Annotated in this window: 19 protein-coding genes and 1 pseudogene; 11 read left to right on the forward strand and 9 right to left on the reverse strand. The window is 60.0% G+C overall.

All coding sequences use genetic code 11. The features are described from left to right. Positions 1-355: 355 nt before the first annotated feature. Together AC1DW2_RS39885 and AC1DW2_RS39890 are read right to left on the reverse strand one after the other, a co-directional pair. Complete coding sequence (locus AC1DW2_RS39885; RefSeq protein ID WP_245285773.1) at positions 356-886, reverse strand: septal ring lytic transglycosylase RlpA family protein; 531 nt, start codon at positions 884-886, stop codon at positions 356-358. Between the two features lie 521 nt (positions 887-1,407). Next, entirely contained in the window at positions 1,408-1,617 is a 210-nt protein-coding gene (locus tag AC1DW2_RS39890; RefSeq protein ID WP_208088295.1) for a hypothetical protein, read from the reverse strand. A 170-nt stretch (positions 1,618-1,787) separates the two neighbouring features. On the opposite strand from AC1DW2_RS39890, the gene AC1DW2_RS39895 reads away from it, so the two are divergent. Together AC1DW2_RS39895 and AC1DW2_RS39900 are read left to right on the forward strand one after the other, a co-directional pair. Beyond that, positions 1,788-2,024, forward strand: coding sequence for a hypothetical protein (locus AC1DW2_RS39895; protein ID WP_225005381.1), 237 nt, complete (start codon positions 1,788-1,790; stop codon positions 2,022-2,024). A 53-nt stretch (positions 2,025-2,077) separates the two neighbouring features. After that, positions 2,078-2,254: a DUF2934 domain-containing protein gene (locus AC1DW2_RS39900; RefSeq protein ID WP_208088293.1), complete on the forward strand. Its 177-nt coding sequence runs from the start codon at positions 2,078-2,080 to the stop codon at positions 2,252-2,254. A 52-nt stretch (positions 2,255-2,306) separates the two neighbouring features. On the opposite strand, the gene AC1DW2_RS39905 is transcribed toward AC1DW2_RS39900, so the two are convergent. The 3 genes from AC1DW2_RS39905 to AC1DW2_RS39915 form a co-directional block, all read right to left on the reverse strand. Next, positions 2,307-2,687, reverse strand: coding sequence for a hypothetical protein (locus AC1DW2_RS39905; protein WP_208088292.1), 381 nt, complete (start codon positions 2,685-2,687; stop codon positions 2,307-2,309). A gap of 245 nt (positions 2,688-2,932) precedes the next feature. Next, on the reverse strand, positions 2,933-3,238 hold the full coding sequence (locus tag AC1DW2_RS39910) for a hypothetical protein (protein WP_225005379.1): 306 nt from the start codon (positions 3,236-3,238) through the stop codon (positions 2,933-2,935). 79 nt (positions 3,239-3,317) lie between these two features. Beyond that, positions 3,318-3,674 (reverse strand): DUF1127 domain-containing protein, encoded by a 357-nt coding sequence (locus AC1DW2_RS39915; RefSeq protein ID WP_208088291.1) that lies wholly within the window; start codon positions 3,672-3,674, stop codon positions 3,318-3,320. A gap of 171 nt (positions 3,675-3,845) precedes the next feature. Here AC1DW2_RS39915 and AC1DW2_RS39920 point away from each other — a divergent pair. Next, positions 3,846-4,364: pseudogene (locus AC1DW2_RS39920) on the forward strand (winged helix-turn-helix domain-containing protein); the annotation flags it as partial. A gap of 132 nt (positions 4,365-4,496) precedes the next feature. Beyond that, positions 4,497-5,474 carry an ABC transporter substrate-binding protein gene (locus tag AC1DW2_RS39925; RefSeq protein ID WP_477008787.1) on the forward strand — a complete coding sequence of 326 codons (978 nt, stop codon included), beginning with the start codon at positions 4,497-4,499 and terminating at the stop codon, positions 5,472-5,474. A gap of 371 nt (positions 5,475-5,845) precedes the next feature. On the opposite strand, the gene AC1DW2_RS39930 is transcribed toward AC1DW2_RS39925, so the two are convergent. Further along, on the reverse strand, positions 5,846-7,069 hold the full coding sequence (locus tag AC1DW2_RS39930) for a mannosyltransferase family protein (protein ID WP_208088289.1): 1,224 nt from the start codon (positions 7,067-7,069) through the stop codon (positions 5,846-5,848). Positions 7,070-7,317: 248 nt separating this feature from the next. Between AC1DW2_RS39930 and AC1DW2_RS39935 the strand changes: the two genes are divergently transcribed. Together AC1DW2_RS39935 and AC1DW2_RS39940 are read left to right on the forward strand one after the other, a co-directional pair. Beyond that, a complete protein-coding gene (locus AC1DW2_RS39935) occupies positions 7,318-8,301 on the forward strand; it encodes an ABC transporter substrate-binding protein (protein ID WP_208088288.1) in 984 nt (327 codons plus the stop codon). Between the two features lie 271 nt (positions 8,302-8,572). Then, on the forward strand, positions 8,573-9,541 hold the full coding sequence (locus AC1DW2_RS39940) for a c-type cytochrome (RefSeq protein ID WP_225005377.1): 969 nt from the start codon (positions 8,573-8,575) through the stop codon (positions 9,539-9,541). A 1,770-nt stretch (positions 9,542-11,311) separates the two neighbouring features. Here the strand turns inward: AC1DW2_RS39940 and AC1DW2_RS39945 are convergent. Next, positions 11,312-11,521, reverse strand: a complete 210-nt coding sequence (locus AC1DW2_RS39945; RefSeq protein ID WP_225005375.1) for a PRC-barrel domain-containing protein — start codon at positions 11,519-11,521, stop codon at positions 11,312-11,314. An 857-nt stretch (positions 11,522-12,378) separates the two neighbouring features. Here AC1DW2_RS39945 and AC1DW2_RS39950 point away from each other — a divergent pair. Continuing rightward, positions 12,379-13,098, forward strand: coding sequence for a hypothetical protein (locus tag AC1DW2_RS39950; protein WP_208088286.1), 720 nt, complete (start codon positions 12,379-12,381; stop codon positions 13,096-13,098). Between the two features lie 210 nt (positions 13,099-13,308). Here AC1DW2_RS39950 and AC1DW2_RS39955 read toward each other — a convergent pair whose 3' ends face one another. Beyond that, complete coding sequence (locus tag AC1DW2_RS39955) at positions 13,309-14,250, reverse strand: GlxA family transcriptional regulator (protein ID WP_208088285.1); 942 nt, start codon at positions 14,248-14,250, stop codon at positions 13,309-13,311. Between the two features lie 148 nt (positions 14,251-14,398). On the opposite strand from AC1DW2_RS39955, the gene AC1DW2_RS39960 reads away from it, so the two are divergent. After that, positions 14,399-15,418, forward strand: coding sequence for an alcohol dehydrogenase (locus tag AC1DW2_RS39960; RefSeq protein ID WP_477008788.1), 1,020 nt, complete (start codon positions 14,399-14,401; stop codon positions 15,416-15,418). A 62-nt stretch (positions 15,419-15,480) separates the two neighbouring features. Next, a complete protein-coding gene (locus AC1DW2_RS39965; protein ID WP_208088283.1) occupies positions 15,481-16,305 on the forward strand; it encodes an alpha/beta fold hydrolase in 825 nt (274 codons plus the stop codon). A 90-nt stretch (positions 16,306-16,395) separates the two neighbouring features. Here the strand turns inward: AC1DW2_RS39965 and AC1DW2_RS39970 are convergent, their stop codons facing one another. Further along, positions 16,396-17,259 carry a LysR substrate-binding domain-containing protein gene (locus AC1DW2_RS39970; protein ID WP_208088282.1) on the reverse strand — a complete coding sequence of 288 codons (864 nt, stop codon included), beginning with the start codon at positions 17,257-17,259 and terminating at the stop codon, positions 16,396-16,398. A 99-nt stretch (positions 17,260-17,358) separates the two neighbouring features. On the opposite strand from AC1DW2_RS39970, the gene AC1DW2_RS39975 reads away from it, so the two are divergent. Both AC1DW2_RS39975 and AC1DW2_RS39980 read left to right on the forward strand, forming a co-directional pair. Then, positions 17,359-18,669 carry an aspartate aminotransferase family protein gene (locus AC1DW2_RS39975; protein WP_208088281.1) on the forward strand — a complete coding sequence of 437 codons (1,311 nt, stop codon included), beginning with the start codon at positions 17,359-17,361 and terminating at the stop codon, positions 18,667-18,669. Between the two features lie 20 nt (positions 18,670-18,689). Beyond that, positions 18,690-19,169, forward strand: coding sequence for a gamma-glutamyltransferase (locus AC1DW2_RS39980; protein ID WP_477008789.1), 480 nt, complete (start codon positions 18,690-18,692; stop codon positions 19,167-19,169). Positions 19,170-19,568: the final 399 nt, after the last annotated feature.

Genomic DNA, 19,568 nt, shown 5'->3' on the forward strand with positions numbered 1-19,568 from the left:
GCATAGGGTCGTTCTTCGGTGTGCTTCATCGGCGTATCCCATTGGCCGCCCGCGCGGCGGTGATGTGTGCGCGGTGCTGGTAGCTCTCCGCCGGCTTCCAGCTGTCGAATGTGGTGCCGCAGACGCAGCGCATCAGCGTGCTCCGGATTTCGCTGTCGAGCTTCTCGCCCCGCGCCCGCTTGGCCGCAACCTCGGCCCGCCAGTCGCGATCGTGGCGCCATTCGGCGAAGGCATTGTCGGGAATGCTCGGCTGTAGCTCCGACCATGCGGTCTCGAAAGCCTCGCGCGCGGCTTCGAGTGGCGGCTATCTATCTGCACAAGCGATCTGTCCGATACTCCCCGAGTGGTCGAATGTTCACAACACCTCCGCATGAACCTGAGCCACGCCACGATCCGTAATACCCAAGCTCCGCGCCGCGGCCAACGAAAGGTCGAGGACACGACCGCGGACGAACGGACCGCGGTCATTGACTATGACGATGACGCTTCGGCTTCCGTGGGTGACGCGCAACTTGGTACCGAAGGGCAGGCGGCGGTGCGCTGCTGTTAGCCGATTACGATCAAACGATGAACCGCTCGCTGTCTTGCCTTTGGCATAAGAATAGTAGGAGGCCGTGCCGGAGAAGACTCGATTCTGAGATTGAGCTCTTGAACGATCTTTCGAGGGCTCTTCCGAAGTCTGAGGTTGCGTTTGCTGTGTGGTCGAAGGTTGCGTTTGCGTTTCGTCCTTCTTTGTCTGGTCGCTTCCTTCAGGAGCTGGCTCCGCGTGAGCTCTCGGAATGATGGACCACCTGTCATCGAAGTTTTGTCCGACAGCAGGAGTTGAGTAGATCGCCATCCAAGCTGGGATTGTTGCAATCGCGATCATTCTACAAAGAACTTGCATGATCGGCCTCACGCACAAATGAAACTGATGGACAATGCGAACTCATCGGCCTGTGTTCCTGCACGCGCATCCACGTGCAGAACAAAGGTGAATGCATACCGATGGTCCGATGGGTGGTTCCAAGAGTGTTTAGACGCAGCGCAGCAGGCCACCATCGCTGCGACGCATCACGCCGTAGAAGCCGCAAAACCGAAGGCGCAAATCATATTCGCCTCCAGCAGCCGCTGCTTGGCTTCTACTCCGGTGGTGCAGTCTTTCGATCTCGAAATTGCATTGCATTGGCCGCCAGCACGCCACGTCTGGCGAGGTAGAGATCGATCACCTTCTGCGCCATGTCGACGCTCCAGCATAGCGCCTCGGCGATCTCTGCGCCGGCCTCAGCGAGCAGCGTCGCGCTGTGCCGCGGTTATCGTGGAAATTGGCCAGCGCGCTTTGACGCATTCGGCGTTCTTGCCGTTGGTTTCGGCCTCGACCTGGAAGGCCGCACGTTCCTCGTCCTCGACGCCAAGAGCGGGGAGCGATCAACGGCGCGCCAATATATATCCAATCAGGAAGGCGATTCCGAGCGATGCGAGCGGAGCTTCGCGCGTTAGGTCGCTGACGATAGCCTTCCACTGGCCAGGCGGCTCGCCGTCGCCGAGCCCCTCGCGGACATCGCGTGCGACCTCGCGGACCGTTTCGTTGGCGGCAGCGAAAGTTGAGGTTTGGGTTTGGGATGGCGTGTCAGTCATGGCGTCCTCCTCGAGCGACAATGAACCGCGGAGAGCCTGGTTCCTCACGAACTGAGGGGGTCTGCTGTGCCTGACGTGTGCGACAAGACGGCATGCTGTTCGTCTCAAGCTTTAGGAACGAGGCAATAACGCAACGTATTGTCAGAGGAAGTGGCGGGCGGAGCCTCGCAATGATCAGCGTGTCAAGGAAAGATCTGGAGCTGATAGCACTGCAGGAGATCCGGAGCTTTCCGGGAGGCGAATTGGTCATCGCGGTCGAAATCGAATGCGACGAAGGTTATCCGAACGGCATGAATTGGCGTTTGGACGTTACTGCGGCCGATAACGCCGACATAGATCGCATCGAGTATGCCGCTCGGACGACAACCGCAAGATTAAAACGTCGATACGTTTTCCGGCGGCACTGAAGATCGATCGCGAGAACTTCTAGAGCAAGGTTTGCGCAATAGGAGGAGCGACCATGCCAAACTTAAGTCAGGAAGACATTCGTATTCGTGCCTACGAGCTTTGGCGTGCTGCGGGCGAGCCAAGCGGGGACATGGAGACCTTCTGGTTTGAAGCCGAAAAACAGCTTCTGGCGGAACGGTCGCAACCAGATGAGCTTCCTCCCGGCATGACCGATAATTTGCCGGTATAAGAGCAATCAGGGCGCGTGGCGATTACGCCACGCGCCTTCGAGCAACGAGCCGTCAACGCTTGGCGGGCGGGCCGCTCTTGTTTCCCGGCAGACCTTTGATATTCGATGAGTCCTGTTGCTGGGTCGTCGTGTTCTGGCCGACAGTACCTTTAGGAGAGGGGCCGCTTGTGCTACCCGGTGCTCCGGCAATTCCTGTTCCCGAATTTTGAGCGCTTGGTGCCGTCGTCGTAGAATCGGCGCGACCCGAGCTGCTGCCCGGCATCTGCGCTGCGGAACCTGGTCTGTCCTGTTCACCGACGTAACCCGACGCACCGGAGTTTTGAGTCTTGATGCCTTTATCGGCTTCGTTTTGCATGTTTGGCGAGGTCTGTTGAGCCACCACTGGCGTCAAGCCAACGGCAACAACGATTGCTGCAAGTGCGATGCGACGCATGAGTTCCTCCTTGGGTTGTTTCCTCAACAACGTGAGAAGGGCTCACTGGCTCCTAAGTTCTTTTTGATTCTTTGAAGGCCGATCGCATTCGCGCGCATTGCGAAGCGTTCGGGCCAACCCTCATTGATTGTGTCGCCCAAATCTGATCAGGGTGATGTTCTGTCCCGATACCCAGCCGTGATCGTCACAGTTGACGCACGTCGTGGTCGTGGCACCGGCCGCCGCCGGGTTACCCTCGCTGAACATCAGGCGACCCACTGCAATGGCAGCGCTAGCTGCATGTCGAAGCGCTTTGTGGCGTTAGCGGCGATGAAGTCTTGCAGCGCAGACGAGATCTTGGCGTCGGTGTCGGTTGCGCGCTGGGCCAATGCGTCGGCGACCCCGGAAGTCGCATCCCGCGACCACCCCTCGACCGCATTGAAGGATACAATTCGGACCGGATAGGCGTACTGGCCGGACCGGAGATTTTGCAGGATCGTCTCGAGGTCGGTGTCAGTCTCGTCGGTCTCGCGCCAGGCGCAACCGGCACGCGCGCCGAAGTCTTCAAGCACCAGATAAATGTCGCGGTCGAGGCGGTCAGCTGGCTCGGCCTGAACATCTCGGAGAGCATTCTAACACGCGCCGACGAGGTTATCGAATAAAGCCCGACTTAATCTGTCCGCTTCTGTCATTCCATTGACGTCCCTCGATGTCAGCTGTTGGCCTAGGCCCAACCTGGCCGTCCACCGTTGGCAGATATCGCAGCCATTCGCCGGATCGGATGCCCCCCGGGTCAATACCTCGGTGCGAGGCGACGTAGTCGATCTCGCCGCGCGTGGTGCCGAGATCCATCAGTTCTCCGTCGCTTAGGTCGGACAAGGTGGCGCTCAATTTTTGGCGTTCGCGGCGCTCCTGAAAGGCATCCCAACATTTCGAGATGAAGCTGGTGACATGCCAGGTCGATACGGATGTCCATTCCAGCCACGTAGTGCCGTGCGTCGTGGTCATTCTGGTGTCTCCTGGACGGTGTTTTTCGCCCGACGGGAGAGTGCCGCGGGATTGGCGGGGACGCTTGACCGGCAGCTTACATTGTCCCAACCGGCGGCTTATTCTCGCGATTTTCGGCGAGGCCAAAGCGCTACCCGGTTATGGGAGCCCTCATCCAACGGGATTCGCATCTTGCGCTATCTCTTCGCGGAGTACGTATTCGACACGGACCGACGCGAGCTGCATCGCGGGGCGGACGTCGTCTCCGTCGCACCACAGGTATTTGACCTGATCGATTACCTGATCCGCAATAGGGAGCGAGTTGTCAGCACGGATGACCTCATCAAAGCCATTTGGAATGGGCGAAGCGTATCCGATGCGGCGCTGACAACCCGCTTAAACGCCGCCCGGATTGCAATTGGCGATTCTGGCGACGAACAACGCTTCATCAAGACACTACAGCGCAAGGGCTTTCGTTTCGTTGGAGCTGTTCGGGAAGCGAAGGAACCGGCAGGCGCAACAGTTGCCGACGATCAGGTAGAACTTCAAAAACTCGATCTTGCGCTCCCCGACAGACCTTCCATCGCCGTGCTGCCGTTTGAGAACATGAGCGGCGACCCTGAGCAGGAATATTTTGCGGAGGGCATGGTAGAAGAGATCATCACAGCGCTGTCGCGGTTTAAGTCTCTGTTTGTTATCGCACGTCAGGCTGAGGCTGGTAGTGACCGGTTGCGGGCATGCGCCTTCCCGCTTTGCGACGCAGCAAAGCATCTCACCGAGTACCACGACCCTTGAAATCTGATACTCTGCACTGCGTCCTCCTCAAGTTGCGATGAGGGTCGAATGAAGCGGCGAGAGTTTATAGCCGCTGCGGCGTTTCTCGCTTGGTCAGGGCGTTTGCGCGCGCAGGGTAGACGCCATCGACTTGGCTTTCTCGCCGTAGGTGACGGAGGCGGGCAGGCGCTCAATCAAGCCGAGCGGGCGTTGTTCGATGGATTGCGAAACAATGGCTGGATAGACGGAAGAAACCTGACTATTGACTATCGTTTTTCCCAACCCCCGGACCGACTGCCAGTTTCAATTGCCGATCTGATTGCTCTCCGTCCCGATGTGCTCGTCGTCGCGGCACCACAGGCAACCGAAGCCCTGAAATCGGCGACCACGACCATTCCCATTGTATTCGTAGCTGTKGCCGATCCCGTGGGACTCGGCCTCGTACAAAGCYTAGCGCGTCCGGGCGGCAACATAACGGGGCTTGCGACCTACGTGCCAGGAAGYTTCGTCGCAAAACGAATAGAAATCCTGCGGGAAYTGGTGCCCGGTGCCTCGCAAATTGCGATCTTGGTSAATCCCGGCAACCCAATGCACAGGCTGTTGTTAGCCGATGAGGTACCAAGTACGGCGCGCAACCTCGGCGYGGCTCTGCCGATAGTTCAGGCGACCACGGCCGAGGAACTTGATGTTGCCTTTGCCTCGGCCGCAGCCCAGCGCGCGGATGCAATCATTGTTTTTGGCGATACTCTCACCGTTGTCGAGGCCCCCCGAGTTGTCGCGCTCGCGGCGAAACATCATCTGCCTGCGATTCATTTCTCCCGACAATTCGCTAGTGATGGATTGATCGTCTACGGCCCCGATATAGCCGATCTGTTCCGCCGYGCAGSAAGSTACGTCGATAAGATCCTCAAAGGCGCCAAGCCGTCTGATCTGCCGGTAGAGCAGCCGGTCAAATTCGACTTCGTGATCAACATGAAAACTGCCAASGCACTCGGTCTCAGCGTGCCGACCTTATTGCTCCTTCGCGCCGATGAGGTGATCGAATAGAGATGCTGTTTGCTGTGATTTCGACTTATAGGTCCCTAGCAGATATTGCCGCCTCGCGCGCCAAAGTCACCTTTTAGCTGAGTAACGAGTTAGGGCGAAGCCCGGCCCGGTCTTCGGAGACCGGGGCCGGGCTTCGCACCGGCCGGGGGGTATAAGGGGGTGCGAAGCACATGAGTGCGAAGGGGTTCGAAGCAGTGCGAAGCGAGGGTGCGAAGGCTGCTTTCGGCAGGAGCGGGCTATCGGAAGCTTATCGAGATTTGTCCGCTGGTGACCCGGAGCGGACGTTAGATCTGAAAGATCTATTGCGGGGTACGCAGTGTGAAACTGGTCGCTGCGGCTAGGGAGATGTCGCCGTGAGCGCCTTGTAGCGATCAACCGATCCAAATTCTCCGAGCAAACAGGGCGGCGTTCATGAGCAAAGACGCACCGAAAAGTCCTATCACTCCTGCAAAAAGCCACTTCGCTCGCAATCCCAAATCAGCCAGCACTACAAAAAGTGGAAATGAGAGGAGATTAAATCGGCTCATTGAGACGAAGCCTGCCGGCCCACCGCTGAGTGTTAGATATGGCAACAACAGCACACCCATGGCAAACACTGTCCAAGTTGAGGGCAGTCGAGACCAACCCACAACAATCAGGACAACGAACAACAATGTAAACCAGCTGGCTTGCCCCCATGGATTCCAGTCATTGAGCATCATTCGGGTGAAGGGTTCAAATTTGAGTGCTGCAATCAATCGTGTAGCCAAGGTCGTTCCTTGATGGAAAGCCGTCTGCCCATCTGAAAATGCAAACGGAGCCCCGAAAGAGCTCCAGAGATAAATCATGAACAGCCAGATACCCGATGTCGCGAGAAGGATGCATGGCAAGAGGGCAACAAGGAATGGCTTCTCATTGCGATTGCGCCACATCTCCCAGAGAAGGACCGGCAATAATACAATGCCCGTTGATCGGTCGCTAAGTGCCAAGCCTGCGAGCAGCGCTGCCGACAAATAATGTTTTCGTTTTAAAACAAGAAAAAACGAAACGATTAGAAGCAGTGCTAAGGATTCGGTATACCCGGCCGATAGCAAAACCGAAGCCGGAAAAAAGCTGAACAGCGCGATGGTGGCGAGAGCGAGTTGATCACCAGATTCCTCGCGAACCAGCTTGAAAAGAACGACGATAGCAAACAATCCTGCGACATTCGATACCAACAGCAAAGCATCCGCAGGCGTGAGGCCGCTAATCGTTGTCAGGCCCCGTGCGAGCACGGGATACAGCGGGTAAAACACGATATTCTGTTGAATAGTCGGATCGCCGTTATACCGATAGCCTTCTGTGACGATCTTGAAATACCATTCCGAGTCCCATTGTAACAATTGGTGGTACCAGATCGGTCCCGCAGACCAGACATCGGCCCTCCCGATGGCCAGATATTTTTGAGAGAATACCAGCCCGAGCGCGACCACCACCCGCGAACAAGAAAATATCAAGATGGCCCAACAATAGGGAAGCCAAGAATGACTTTTCCAGTTCGGACACTGCATCTCCATGTCCATACTGTCGCTTGGTACAGGCCTAAGATCAATCGCCCTAGATGTATCGAAAACCATTCCACTTCCGGTTTTGGCCCTTAGCTGACTTCCGCTCTTGGCCTCGCACTGTCCGCTTTCGAGAGCTGAGCGAATAGCGTCGTGGAGCTGCCGAGGGCAGCCTTTGACCCTTAGCGGTCATGGCGCAACGCAGAACAGCGGATTGCCGCGCGCGACATCTTGCGCCTCCAATACCCCGACTCCCATGCCGCGATGTGGTATGCTTCCAACTGAATTTAGCGTGGTCCTGAGCCTCCTTGGAGGGCTGCATGAGACGGCGCGATTTCATCAGTCTTCTTGTTGGCGGTGCGGCGGTCGTATGGCCGCTCGCTGCGGGTGCACAGCAGATCCCCAATCGCAAGCGCCTTGCTATTTTCAGCCCAGCAGAGCCAAGCGCGGTCTTGCGTGAGCATAGCAAAACCAAAGCTTGGCGAGCCTTATTCGCTGAGCTTCGGCGGTTGGGGCAGATAGAGGGACAAAACCTCGAGGTCGAACGTTACGGCCGAGAGCAGAACACGTCCGGCCTCGAAGCCCTGGCGACGGAAGTCGTTCGGGGCAACCCGGCAATCATCTACGTCATTGGCGCTGACGCCGTCATCTTCAAAAAGCTAACATCTGACCCCGTTAAGCAAGGGCTCGCCGAAAGTCTGGCTCACCCAGGCGGCAATTTCACGGGAGCCAGCATCGACGCTGGTCTATCCATTCATGGAAAGCGAATTGCACTGTTGCGCGAGATGGTTCCGACGATCTCGATACTTGGGTGTCTCGCTCTTCGAGCGTACTGGAATGGGCCAACCGCAGGCCCCGCAATTCGCGCAGCGGCCGAAGCGGCAAGCCTCGCTCTCCGGGTGTCTTTAGTGGAATTTGGTGCCAGCGAAGCAGACTATCGGGCGGCCATCGAGAGCATCTCCCGCGACGGTGCAAATGCAGTCATGGTCCTCCCTTCGCCTGAGACCTTTCAAAACAGCACTTTGATCGCCAAGTTGCTCAGCGACGTGAAGCTTCCGACGATTTTTTCGTTTACCGAATCCGTCGAGGCCGGGGGCTTAATGGCCTATTCGTTCGACCTGATCGAATTGAATAAGCGCGTCGCCAATAATATCGACGCAATTCTCCGAGGAGCAAAGCCCGGCGACATCCCGATCTACCAAGTCACCAAATTCGAGTTGTCCATTAATATCAAGACAGCCAAGCAGCTGGGGCTTTCCGTACCTCCTGCGCTCGTCGCGATTGCCGATACGGTCATTGAGTAAACAAGCAAAGCCCCGGTTGTGGCCCCATTGGGGGCATAACAACGAGTTGGGCTGATATCGGCTTTTGACCCAACTCAGACATACTTGGTGTCGTGCTTGACCGAATAGGGGGTACCGACTTTCGCGTCATGAATGACCCCGGTCACGTCGAACCCGGCGGGGCTTCACAGCAACGCCGAGATCAAAACGTCGCAGCTGAATGGCTTGCCCGGAGTTCATGGGTGAGGCAAGCTCCCCATAGCTGCCGGCCCGGACACTCGGGGAACTGAAAATGAGGATTGTTCCCGCGCTGCTCTCGTCTGTGATCGTTTGTGGCTTACTCGCGATACGGATGGCAACCGCCGCAGACGGTCCTCCCGCTTGGGCCTATACGCCGAACAATCCCGACTACAAGCCTCCCGTCGATGACGGAAAGCCAGTTCGCGTGCCAGAGAGCACGGCCGGCTATACCTGGAGCCAGTTGCGTGATCGTTTTGTTGCGCCCATTTGGCACCCCAGCGATCACGGCGCGCTGCCGGACATCGTCGCGAACGGTCGCAAACCCGGTGTGTTCGCATGCGGATTTTGTCACCGCGCCACCGGGCCTGGTGGTCCGGAAAACGCGGACCTTGCAGGGCTGCCGAAGAGCTACATCATCCAGCAAATGGCCGACTACAAGAGCGGGGCGCGTAGTACAGCCCTCCCCGAGCGAATTCCGCCAAAGCTAATGATCGAGCTTTCCAAGCCGATCACTGACGCCGAAATCGAAGCCGCGGCAGCCTACTTTTCGGCCTTGCAGCCGCGCAAACGCATCAAGGTGGTCGAGAGCGACACCGCGCCAAAGACCTATGTGGCGGGTCTGCTTTGGGCGGCGGTGGAAACCAGCGAGCGCGAGCCGATCGGAGCGCGGATCGTGGAGATCCCCGACGATCTGCTCCGCTTCGAAAGCCGCGACCCTCGATCGACCTTCACAGCGTATGCACCAATCGGGAGCCTCGCCAAAGGCGAGGCGCTAGTCATGAAAGGTGGGTCGGGCAAAACGATCCAATGCGCGTTGTGCCATGGCGCGGACCTGAAAGGGCTTGGACCGCTGCCAAGCATTGCTGGTCGTTCACCGAGCTACATGTTCCGGCAGCTCTATGACTTCCAGCATGGCGCTCGAACGGGAGAATGGAGCCCGTTAATGGCCCAAATTGTAGCCAATCTCGACGAGCAGGACCTTCTCGCGATTGTCGCGTACCTCGCATCTCGCGATCCGTGAGCAGGCACGAAACCGCGCCACGCCACACCGGGACAAGGCCATGCTCAGGAGCATCGGGCCCAACTCCTGAATGTCGCATCGCTCTCTTCATAGAAGGGCGTATGAGGTCCGGTTCTGGCCCTTCGCGTCAGTTATCGCATCGCAGCGCCACGTCTGGAGTCGGGGGTAGATCGGAAGTGACCGGCGCACGGCCACAGCAACGCTCCTGACCCGGAACGGACATTCTAAGTGTTGAAAGTCGCGCCCCAAGAGTTTCACTAATTCAGCGGGTTGCAGGTATCAGCGCTGACAATGGCAATCGTTCTGACGCACACAGTGTCTTCGTTCCATTCAACGGAGCCATCGGCATTCTTCGAATGTGCGCGAAACATTTTCGCATCCCTGTAACTTGAGTTAATCGTGGGGCCTAATCGAAAGGTCGCGATATGGAACCGACCAGTCGAATATCGGACCACATTGATCATAAGGCCGCCCGGTCGATCTATGACGAGGTGGGTGACGGATTGCAACAGAACTTATCTCTCGAAGCCTCGCCTCTGCCACCCTACCTCGAACGTCTAGTCGATGAATTGCGCAAACAGGAGCGTCATCCAATTGATGGCGCCGCAGCGCCCGCTAACCGTTTCCTTCATGCGACGCGACGGGTAGTCGCGGCCGTCTGAGCGCGTAAAGAAGAAGCCGTCGCCGCTCTCAACCCGGCGGCTGCTTTTCCGCTAATCTTGTCGCTGAGGCGTTCCAGGCTTGGCCACGCCGGACGCCATCAGGACGTGCTTGCTCAGTGAACGGTCGAGCCGCGCTGCTTCCCCTGTTGGCCCATGAGCGAAGTGGCGAGATCTCAGATCCGGTTCAATGGCCACTACCGGATCCTGGCGTCGCTCCCGTTCCGGGTGCATACTAGTTCTATCACCGCACGGCACCGTGCTTTGATCGGTGGTGAGAACGCCAGTTGCGCTCCCTCCCAATTCACGCAGGGAAAGGAGAGTGCCATGGGACGACACTCACAATCCCACATCGACGACAATCTGCACGTGGAACGAGCTCGCATCATAGCGGAAATCGAAAATACGCAGCCAGGACCGCAGCGCGATCTTCTAGAACGCAGACTGCGCCAGCTCGAAACCGCTTCTCATATAGACGAATGGCTGACGTCCTCGGGTCTGCAACCCCCTGAGGAATAAGGCCGTCTCAGGCCGACCGAGCGCGAAGGGGGTCAGTAGATGCAGGGCATATCGAGCTTCGCATCATTCTAATGTGCAAGGACGAAACCGAAGCCAAGAAGCGCGCCAGATGCTTGGTAGATGGCTACGACGTAGAGCTATGGTGTCAAGATCGAAAGATTGCGGAATTTAAGAGTGAGTAAGGCCGCCCCAGTTGGCGGCCTTGCTCATCATTGTCGCCTGTTGGCCCCCTTGCCGACCTTATGCTCTGGCTCGGCGGTGTCGGTTCGTGAGGGGCAACCCGACATCGTTCAGAACAGCGGCCAGGTCTCGAAATGCCCCTAAGCGGGCTTCGCCTTAAGGCCGCCTCGGATGTCCGCGCCGCTCGCATCTCGCGCCGTCTGCGTTTGGAACCGAAACATTTTCTAGCCTGAATGATTTACTCCCCGGGCTTCGCAAGATGCGAGGCATTCATGGATCCTCTCTCGGCGAGCGACGTGTTCCTTACGGTCGCGATCATGAGCGTCACTTTCCTGACCGAGGTCGGGATTTTCATCTTGATTGGAATGTTCTGAAAGGAGCACGCGATCTGGGCAACGCGCAGCCGCGAGGTCTAGGACTCAGCAAACTTGATGGTTGAGACCGGCCATCTTCCATCATGACCAGCGATCGAAACGCGGAGCCCGTGCAGTTCATCCAGCCAAACGTGCTCGACCGTGCCTGCCTGTCCATCGGTAAGGACGACGGCCTTGCCGATCAACTCGGATCGCGCCTCACCGTACTCTCTCAAGATGTTTGATGCACGGAGCATCACTGGTGGCATTGCTCGTCCTGTTCGGCTGCGCCGTCTGTACTGTCCCGAGGCGGCTCACCGCCGAGGTTTGTCCCAGCGCTCGGCATTGGGAATGATTGATGGTGACTGCTCCTCCAATTCCCGGAGCCGGTCGATTTGCGTGCTGAGGCTCCCCGGTAGTTCCGGTTCTGCTTTCAGGAACGCGCGTAGTCTCCCTCCAATCTCTTCTACAATTGCTCGGCTGTGCTGGGGATCTATATCAATGCGGTTGTGCATAGGAAGCCTCAGTAAGAAAGCGCCAGCATCGGCGCAACCCCTCACGCAGCTCCCCGCTTGCGAGCGCGGCTGGCAATTCTGGAATGGAACCGGAGACCGCCGCTTTTGGCTATCTGTGCGAGCGCTTGTTGTTGAGAACAGCGGGCCCCGCGTAGGAACCTTTGGCTATCCGCGACATGCGCCGTGTAGTTTAACGGCGAGCGACGGTCTCATGATTCCAAAGTATTGACGGAGCTTTCGTTCCCCGATTTCTGATCGCGACAGCGTCGGACGAAAGGGGGAACAATTACAGCGCCAAGCCGACGCATTGAGGGACTTGCCCACAACCGAGCAATCCGATGCTCGCATGTATCGAACCAGCCGCGCGTCAGTTGCTCAAGCGGTGCGTTTTCACGAATGAAACCGTTTTATTATTAACGGTCGACCGGGTCGAAACGGCATCGTACCAGCGTCTAAGGTAGCGCACTCGGCTTGCAGAGGCGTTTGGAAAGCCCGGCTCGCGGTCGTGTCTGGAATCAAGGCATCTAAGTCGTTCGGCAGGCTTGGCCGAGCATCTAGGCTCCCGCCACAAAGGCCGCGCGATCCCGCGTGGCTCTCGCAGGAGCGCACCAATGAAGCAACTCAAGGATTTTGCCATCGAAGCTCATGGGGGCCTCGATCGCTGGCGGCAATTCGAGCAGGTTTCCGCCGATCTCATACAGGGGGGCGCCCTGTGGTCCTTGAAGGGGCAGGCGCTCACCCTCGAGCAGACCAACGTCACGGTGGGTCTGAAGAAAGAGTGGGCTTCGCACGCCCCGTTCGGCGCCGGGAATCGACGCTCCCGCTTCGAGCCGGGCCGCGTCGCCCTGGAAGCTGCGAGCGGAACAGCTCTCGAAGAGCTGCTTGATCCGCGGGCAAGCTTCGCCGGCCACACGCTGCAAACGCCGTGGACGGAGCTGCAACTGGCTTACTTCGCCGGATGCGCCATGTGGACCTATTTGAACATGCCGTTCCTGCTTGCGTGGCCGGGCGTCGAAACCGAGGAACTGGAGCCCTGGCCGACCGATAGCGGCGACTGGCGCCGCCTCGCCGTACGGTTTCCCGGCGGGATCGCGACGCATAGCACCGTACAGACGCTCTATTTCGACGGCGAGGGGCTGCTGAAGCGCCACGACTATGACGTCGAGATCGCGGGCAACACGCCCGGCGCGCACATTATCGAAGACTATGCGGAAGTCTCGGGCATCAAATTCCCGACGAAGCGTCGGATCTATGCCCGTCAGCCGGACGGCAGCTTCAGCACCGAGCCGCTCGTCGTTTCGATCGATCTCTCCAACATCCGCCTTGGCTAGCCATGAGCCTTTTGGGGTTCGAACTCAACGGCGCAAGATCATCCGATGGAGTTCATGGCGGATGTTCCGCCGTGAACCTCCTCACGGGGCAATGGGGAGCGGAAGCCGATAGCCTTTGTCGCTGTTTGGCCAGTTCGGCGACGATCGTGTCCTGCAAGTCGGCCTCTACCTCGACCGCGAACTGGAAGCAGTGCTTCTTCGGGCCGCTGGCTAAAGCGTCGCGAGCGGTCCGGCGTCATTGCGGATGGCTCGCGGAACCTCTCCATGCACGCGGGCAAACGCCAGGCGCATCCGCTCCCGGTTCGCGAACCCCACCTCACGGGCGATGACCTCGATCGGCAACCGGCTCTGCTCCAGCATCAATTTCGCGGCTTCGACCCGCAGCGCTTCGACCGCCTTCGCCGGCGTGGTGCCCGTTTCTGACCGGAACAGTCGCGTGAACTGCCGGGGACTGAGGCATGCGGCCTCAGCAAGGTCATCAATCGTCAGGCTTTCGGCAAGGTTCTGACGCGCGTAGTTCAATGCGCGCTGAACCCTGTCTTCATTCGCGCCGAGATCCAGCAAGGTGGAATGCTGGGATTGTCCGCCGGAGCGGCGATGATACATGACCATGCCCTTTGCGACTGAACGGGCGATGTCGGACCCGTGGTCGCGCTCGATCATGCCCACGACGAGGTCCGTTCCCGCCGTCATGCCGGCTGACGTCCAAATCGGCCCATCCGCGATGAAGATCTTGTCCATATCGACCTCGCAGCTAGGGAAACGGTCCTGCAGCGCCTGCGCGTAACGCCAATGGGTCGTGGCGCGCCGGCCGTTCAGCAACCCGGAATCTCCCAGGACGAACGAGCCCAGGCAGATGGCGGCAACCCGCCGCGCGTCCCGGGCGGCGGCGCGAAGCAGCCGGACCAATCCCGGCGACGACGTCGGTATCTCAAGGCCCGCGGCGACGATCAGCGTGTCATAGGGCGCGCCGTCGAATGGGTCCGTCATGACCTGCATGCCGGCCCACGAGGCGACCAGCCCTCCTTCCTCCGAGAGGACGCGCACTTCGTAGAGCGTCTCGCCGGCTTGCTTGTTGGCCACGTCGAACGCCGCAACGGCCCCGAAGCAGACGGGTTGGAAATTCGGGCAAAGGACAAGGCCAATCTTCATGCTTTCTCCGTAACGGTTGCTACCCGCCTAGATGGTTGTTCCGGCGACGTTTCGCCATGTTCATGGCCGGAATGACGGCATCTACGTCCTGTCGGCTTCGGGAGGCCGCTGGTAGCGCTCTGATAGCTTTTCAGACGCTGGAGCTTTCATGTCGCACCATCCGACAACATACACCGCCGTCCAGGCCGTCGGGCCGGGACAGCTCGAACTGACGCAAAAGCCGCTTGTCGATCCCGCCCCGGGGCAGGTCCGCCTTCGCGTCGAGGCTTGCGGCGTCTGCCACTCCGACGCGGCGACGGTCGAAGAAGCCTTCCCAATCCAATGGCCGCGCGTGCCGGGCCATGAGGCGGTAGGCGTGATCGATGCGGTCGGCAATAACGTCGAGGGCTGGACGCTCGGGCAGCGTGTCGGCGTCGGCTTCCTCGGGGGCAGTTGCGGACATTGTGCAGAGTGCCGCGGCGGCGATCTCGTCAACTGCCGGAACCAGGAGTTCACCGGCATTCATCATGATGGGGGCTACGCGCAATACATGCTCACGCGCGCCAGCGGCCTCGTGTCGATCCCCGATGGTCTCGCCTCGGAAGACGCTGCTCCGCTGCTCTGCGCGGGACTGACGACCTTCAGCGCGCTCCGCAACTCTCCCGCACGCGCCAGCGACCTCGTCGCCGTTATCGGCATCGGGGGCCTCGGACATCTGGCCGTGCAGTTCGCGCGGCGCATGGGCTTCGAGGTCGTGGCAATCGGACGCGGGCCGGACAAGGATGGCCTCGCCGGAAAGCTCGGCGCCCATCATTATATCGACAGCTCGACCGCCCCGGTTGCTTCGGCGTTGCAAGATCTGGGGGGCGCTCATCTTGTCGTCGTCACCGCGTCGGGCGGCAAGGCCGTGGCCGACGCGGTGAAGGGGCTTAGGCCGCGCGGCCKGATCATCGCACTCGGTGCATCTCCCGAACCCGTAGAGATCGCAACCTCGGACCTTCTGTTCGGCGGGCGCTCTGTCGAGGGCGCCTTGACCGGTGACCCGGCCACCGCCGAGGCCACATTGCGCTTCAGCTCGCTCGCCGGCGTCACTGCCATGATCGAGACGATGCCGCTGGAACGCGCGCCGGAAGCCTATCGCAAGATGATGGCGGGGAAAGCCCGCTTCCGCATCGTCCTCACCATGTAGATGCGCCGCCAATCATCCGGATCGACCTTGCCTCTGGCGAGGCAGCTCACAGAGGAACAATCATGTCACTCGAAACCGCAAGAACAGAATACTTGAACGTCGGCGACGTCCGCTTTGCCTTCAGGCGGCTTGGCCCAACGGTCGGGACACCGCTCATCCTGCTGCAGCACTTCACCGGGACGATGGATTCCTGGGATCCGGAAGTGATGAACAGCCTTGCCGAAACGCGGCCGGTCATTGCGTTCAACAACCTCGGCATCGGCACTTCGACTGGCCGGACGCCCGACACGGTGGAACAGATGGCGGCCGATGCCGAGTCATTCGTGCGGGGCCTTGGTCTGTCGAAGATTGATCTTCTCGGCTTCTCCCTCGGCGGTATGCTCGCCCAAGTCCTCGCCGTGCAGCACCCCGACCTGATCGGCAAGGTCATCATCGCCGGCGCGGCACCACGAGGTGGCGAAGAACACCTTCTCGAAGTGGTCGACGACGCCTTCTCCCGAGGTGCGCCGGATGTGCGTCTGCCCTTGTTCTTCATGCCTTCCGAAGAAAGCCAGCGCGCCGGCCGTGCCTTCGTTGCCCGCGCAACGGCCCGCTCTGAAGGTCGTGATCCGGACAGCGGCGACGCTGTCAGCGAGCCTCAGGCGAGGGCAATCATCGGCTGGTGCGCGCGCAAGGATGAAGGCGACGCAACGCTACGCGCCATCGGGCAGCCGGCGCTCATCGTGCACGGCAGCGACGATACCATGTTTCCGAGCATTAACGCCTACAACATGTTCAAAGCGACGAAGAACGCGCAGCTCATCATCTATCCCGACTCGGGCCACGGCGCGCTGTTCCAATATCCGGCGAGGTTCGTCGCCCATTGCCGAACCTTCCTGGACGAGTGAGGTGAAGAAACAGATTCAGCAGCACGTGATCGAGGCCCATGACAATAAGCTCCTTCGGGACACCAGCGACGTCCTCTCCCGATACCCCTCTCAATCGATCTCTGCCTTGGTCTTCAGTCCGGGCAGCACGGTGCGAACGTGCTCGGCCAGCGTTGTCGACAACAAAGACGGCTTGGCCTCCGAGAATTCAAGCGCGATGCCGATCGTCGGAAGCAGAGGCAATCCGGCCGACACGACGTGAAGATCGAACGGAACGGCGGTTCGCGTCAGGACGCTGATCGCATGACCGGACCGCGCGATCGCGATCAGGCCGGCGAGACTGTTGCTGGCGTAAGCGACCCTGTAGCGCCGATTGACCGCGTTCATCGCGGCGCAGGCTGCGCGGTAGTCCAGACTCATCGGTGCTGCCAGGGCCAGAGGCAGGACGTCTTGCGTCAGTATTTTCGGTTCGGCCTCGTTCGCCACCCAGACGAAGCGCTCCTGGCGGATCACGTCGCTCGCACCGGCATCAGACAGCGAGACCAGCGCCATGTCGATCTGGCGCCGCGCCAGCATGGGGCGCAGCTCGGAGGTCGGGGCGCAGACCATGCGCAGTTCGACATTGGGATGGAGCGCGCAGAACCCCTTCAACAGCGCCGGCAGGAAGGCGATCGAATAGTCCTCCGGGCAGCCCAGGCTCAGCGTCCCCTTGAGCCCTTCACCGCTCATGTCGGCCAGAATCTCGTCGTGCTGCGCCAGCAGCGTCTCGGCGTGGGCGAGCAGTTTCTCGCCGGCCGCAGTCAGCCTCATTCCGGACCCGCTGCGGTGAAACAGCGGCTGCGTGATCGTCTCTTCCAACCGTTGCATCTGCATGCTGAGCGCGGACTGCGTCCGGCCGATCTGCAGGGCGGCCAGACTGATGGAACCGACCCGGGCCACGATGATGAAATTTCTCAGAAGGGTGAGATCCAGCATCCGTATCAGTCAGATTGATATCCAGGTTGAATTATATCAATTAGCCTGAAGCCAAATCATTGGCTAGAGGTCTGGCATCCCGAATGAAGGTGGCTTGTCATGACCTTGAATAGCGATCCCGATTTCTGGGCTTCCGCCAACACGCATCTGACCCGCTACGGCCCGAGTTTCGAACCCGTCATTATCGAGCGGGCGGCCGGCAGTTTCGTGTACGACGCCGATGGACGAGCCATCCTCGATTTCACCTCGGGTCAGATGAGTGCCGTGCTAGGGCACACGCATCCCGACATCGTCGCAACCGTCGCGCGGCAAATGGGTGCGGTCGCTCATCTCTTCAGCGGCATGCTCTCGCGCCCGGTGGTGACGTTGGCCGAGCGCCTCGCCGCGCTTGCTCCCGGCCTCGAGCGCGTGCAGTTGCTGACGACAGGTGCGGAAGCCAACGAAGCGGCGATCCGAATGGCGAAGCTCGTCACCGGCAGGCACGAGATCGTTGCCTTCGCGCAAAGCTGGCACGGCATGACCGGCGCTGCGGCATCAGCGACCTACAGCGCGGGCCGGCGCGGTTACGGGCCGGCTGCGGCTGGATCGTTCGTCATTCCCGCGCCAAACGCTTATCGGCCACGTTTCAAGACCGCCGATGGCAGCAACGACTGGCAGACCGAGCTGGACGATGCGTTCGCGTTGATCGACAGCCAGTCGACCGGCAATCTGGCGGCCTTCATCGCCGAGCCGATCCTGTCTAGCGGCGGCATTCTGGAGCTGCCGCTCGGCTATCTCGCCGCACTGAAGCGAAAATGTGAACAGCGCGGGATGCTGCTGATCCTCGACGAGGCCCAGACCGGAATTGGCCGCACCGGGCAGATGTTTGCCTTCGAGCGCGACGGCGTGGTGCCGGACATTCTCACGCTGTCGAAGACGCTCGGCGCGGGCCTGCCGCTCGCCGCGGTTATGACGACCCAGGCCATCGAGCAGGCCGCGTTCGAGCGCGGCTTTCTATTCTACACCACGCATGTCTCCGATCCGCTGCCCGCCGCGGTCGGCGTGACGGTGCTCGACGTGGTCGCGCGCGACGGGCTGGTCGCGCAGGCGACCGCCAGGGGCAACAGGCTCCGGGATGGATTGCTGTCGTTGCAACAAAGGTTCGAATGCGTCGGCGACGTCAGAGGCCGCGGGCTTCTGCTCGGTCTTGAAATCGTCGTCGACCGGCAGTCGAAGGCGCCGGGCTTCGAACTCGGCGCGCGGATCATGGAGGAAACCATGCGCCGTGGTCTCAGCATGAATATCGTCAAGCTGCCCAGCATGGGCGGGGTGTTCCGAATCGCGCCGCCGCTCACGGTGTCCGAGGCCGAAATCGATCGCGGTCTTGAGATCATGTCGGAGGCGATCCAGGCAGCGGCGAGCGGTCGTTGATCGCGGGGAAGCCTGAACAGGTGCAACTCGCCTGGACATATGGGCGTCCGACGCTGTTCTCGCGGCACGGCATGGTCGTTGCCGCGCATCCGCTTGCGGCGCAGGCTGGTGCACGGCTCCAGATCCAGGGCGGCAACGCTTTCGATGCGGCCGTTGCCACCGCGGCCGCCCTCAATGTGGTCGAACCGTTCATGTCGGGCCTTGCCGGGTTTGGACTGGCCACGATCTGGGTCGCAAGCGAGAAGCGCGTTCGCGTGCTCGACTTAGCGCCGCCGACGCCCGCGAGCTTCCCGGTCGGCAGATACACCAGCCGCCTCGAGCTCGAGCGCGGCGCGCAGGCGGCCTCAACGCCCGGAAATCTCGCGGGCTGGTGTGAGCTGCTCGCGCGCTTTGGACGCAAATCGCTTCCCGATGTCCTGGCTCCGGCGATGACGCTGGCGCGCGACGGCTTTGCTCTTTCGGATTTCGGTCGCGATGAATTCCACCTCACGGACCGCTGAACGAACTTATGGCCGCACTGCCTGAAGCCCTTCGCAACGAGCTGACGCCCGTGATCAAGGATGCGCATTTCAGGGAACCCGCCGACGTGCGAGATTTTCGCAAACGGGTCACGTCTGTAATCTCAAGCTACTCGCGCCGTACATTCGGTCGCTCATGAGGGCAGAAATGTAAAGTGCCCAAGCAACCGACCATGCCATCAGCAAAATAATTCCTGCTCAGAATCACCGCTCATGTTCTGTGCTGTGATCTGCAGCATTGGTAATCTCACACAAAGACGAAACGGCTCCGACGCGGGTTTAGGGGGCGAGCGTCCGAGCCGTCCCGCTCCCAGCAGTAAGCGATCTCTTCCCGTCCGGATCCGACAGGCTTGCGGTTGAAACGCGCAAGGCGCTCGCCGA

The organism is Bradyrhizobium sp. P3_C3 (assembly GCF_056402655.1).

Bases quoted from the DNA above. Each gene is read 5' to 3' on its own strand.
- AC1DW2_RS39895 (WP_225005381.1), top strand. From the start codon at position 1,788: ATGATCAGCGTGTCAAGGAAAGATCTGGAGCTGATAGCACTGCAGGAG.
- AC1DW2_RS39915 (WP_208088291.1), bottom strand. From the start codon at position 3,674: ATGACCACGACGCACGGCACTACGTGGCTGGAATGGACATCCGTATCG.
- AC1DW2_RS39945 (WP_225005375.1), bottom strand. From the start codon at position 11,521: ATGCCACCAGTGATGCTCCGTGCATCAAACATCTTGAGAGAGTACGGT.
- AC1DW2_RS39975 (WP_208088281.1), top strand. From the start codon at position 17,359: ATGACCTTGAATAGCGATCCCGATTTCTGGGCTTCCGCCAACACGCAT.
- AC1DW2_RS39905 (WP_208088292.1), bottom strand. From the start codon at position 2,687: ATGCGTCGCATCGCACTTGCAGCAATCGTTGTTGCCGTTGGCTTGACG.
- AC1DW2_RS39970 (WP_208088282.1), bottom strand. From the start codon at position 17,259: ATGCTGGATCTCACCCTTCTGAGAAATTTCATCATCGTGGCCCGGGTC.
- AC1DW2_RS39965 (WP_208088283.1), top strand. From the start codon at position 15,481: ATGTCACTCGAAACCGCAAGAACAGAATACTTGAACGTCGGCGACGTC.
- AC1DW2_RS39950 (WP_208088286.1), top strand. From the start codon at position 12,379: ATGAAGCAACTCAAGGATTTTGCCATCGAAGCTCATGGGGGCCTCGAT.
- AC1DW2_RS39900 (WP_208088293.1), top strand. From the start codon at position 2,078: ATGCCAAACTTAAGTCAGGAAGACATTCGTATTCGTGCCTACGAGCTT.
- AC1DW2_RS39930 (WP_208088289.1), bottom strand. From the start codon at position 7,069: ATGGTTTTCGATACATCTAGGGCGATTGATCTTAGGCCTGTACCAAGC.
- AC1DW2_RS39890 (WP_208088295.1), bottom strand. From the start codon at position 1,617: ATGACTGACACGCCATCCCAAACCCAAACCTCAACTTTCGCTGCCGCC.
- AC1DW2_RS39940 (WP_225005377.1), top strand. From the start codon at position 8,573: ATGAGGATTGTTCCCGCGCTGCTCTCGTCTGTGATCGTTTGTGGCTTA.
- AC1DW2_RS39885 (WP_245285773.1), bottom strand. From the start codon at position 886: ATGCAAGTTCTTTGTAGAATGATCGCGATTGCAACAATCCCAGCTTGG.
- AC1DW2_RS39955 (WP_208088285.1), bottom strand. From the start codon at position 14,250: ATGAAGATTGGCCTTGTCCTTTGCCCGAATTTCCAACCCGTCTGCTTC.
- AC1DW2_RS39935 (WP_208088288.1), top strand. From the start codon at position 7,318: ATGAGACGGCGCGATTTCATCAGTCTTCTTGTTGGCGGTGCGGCGGTC.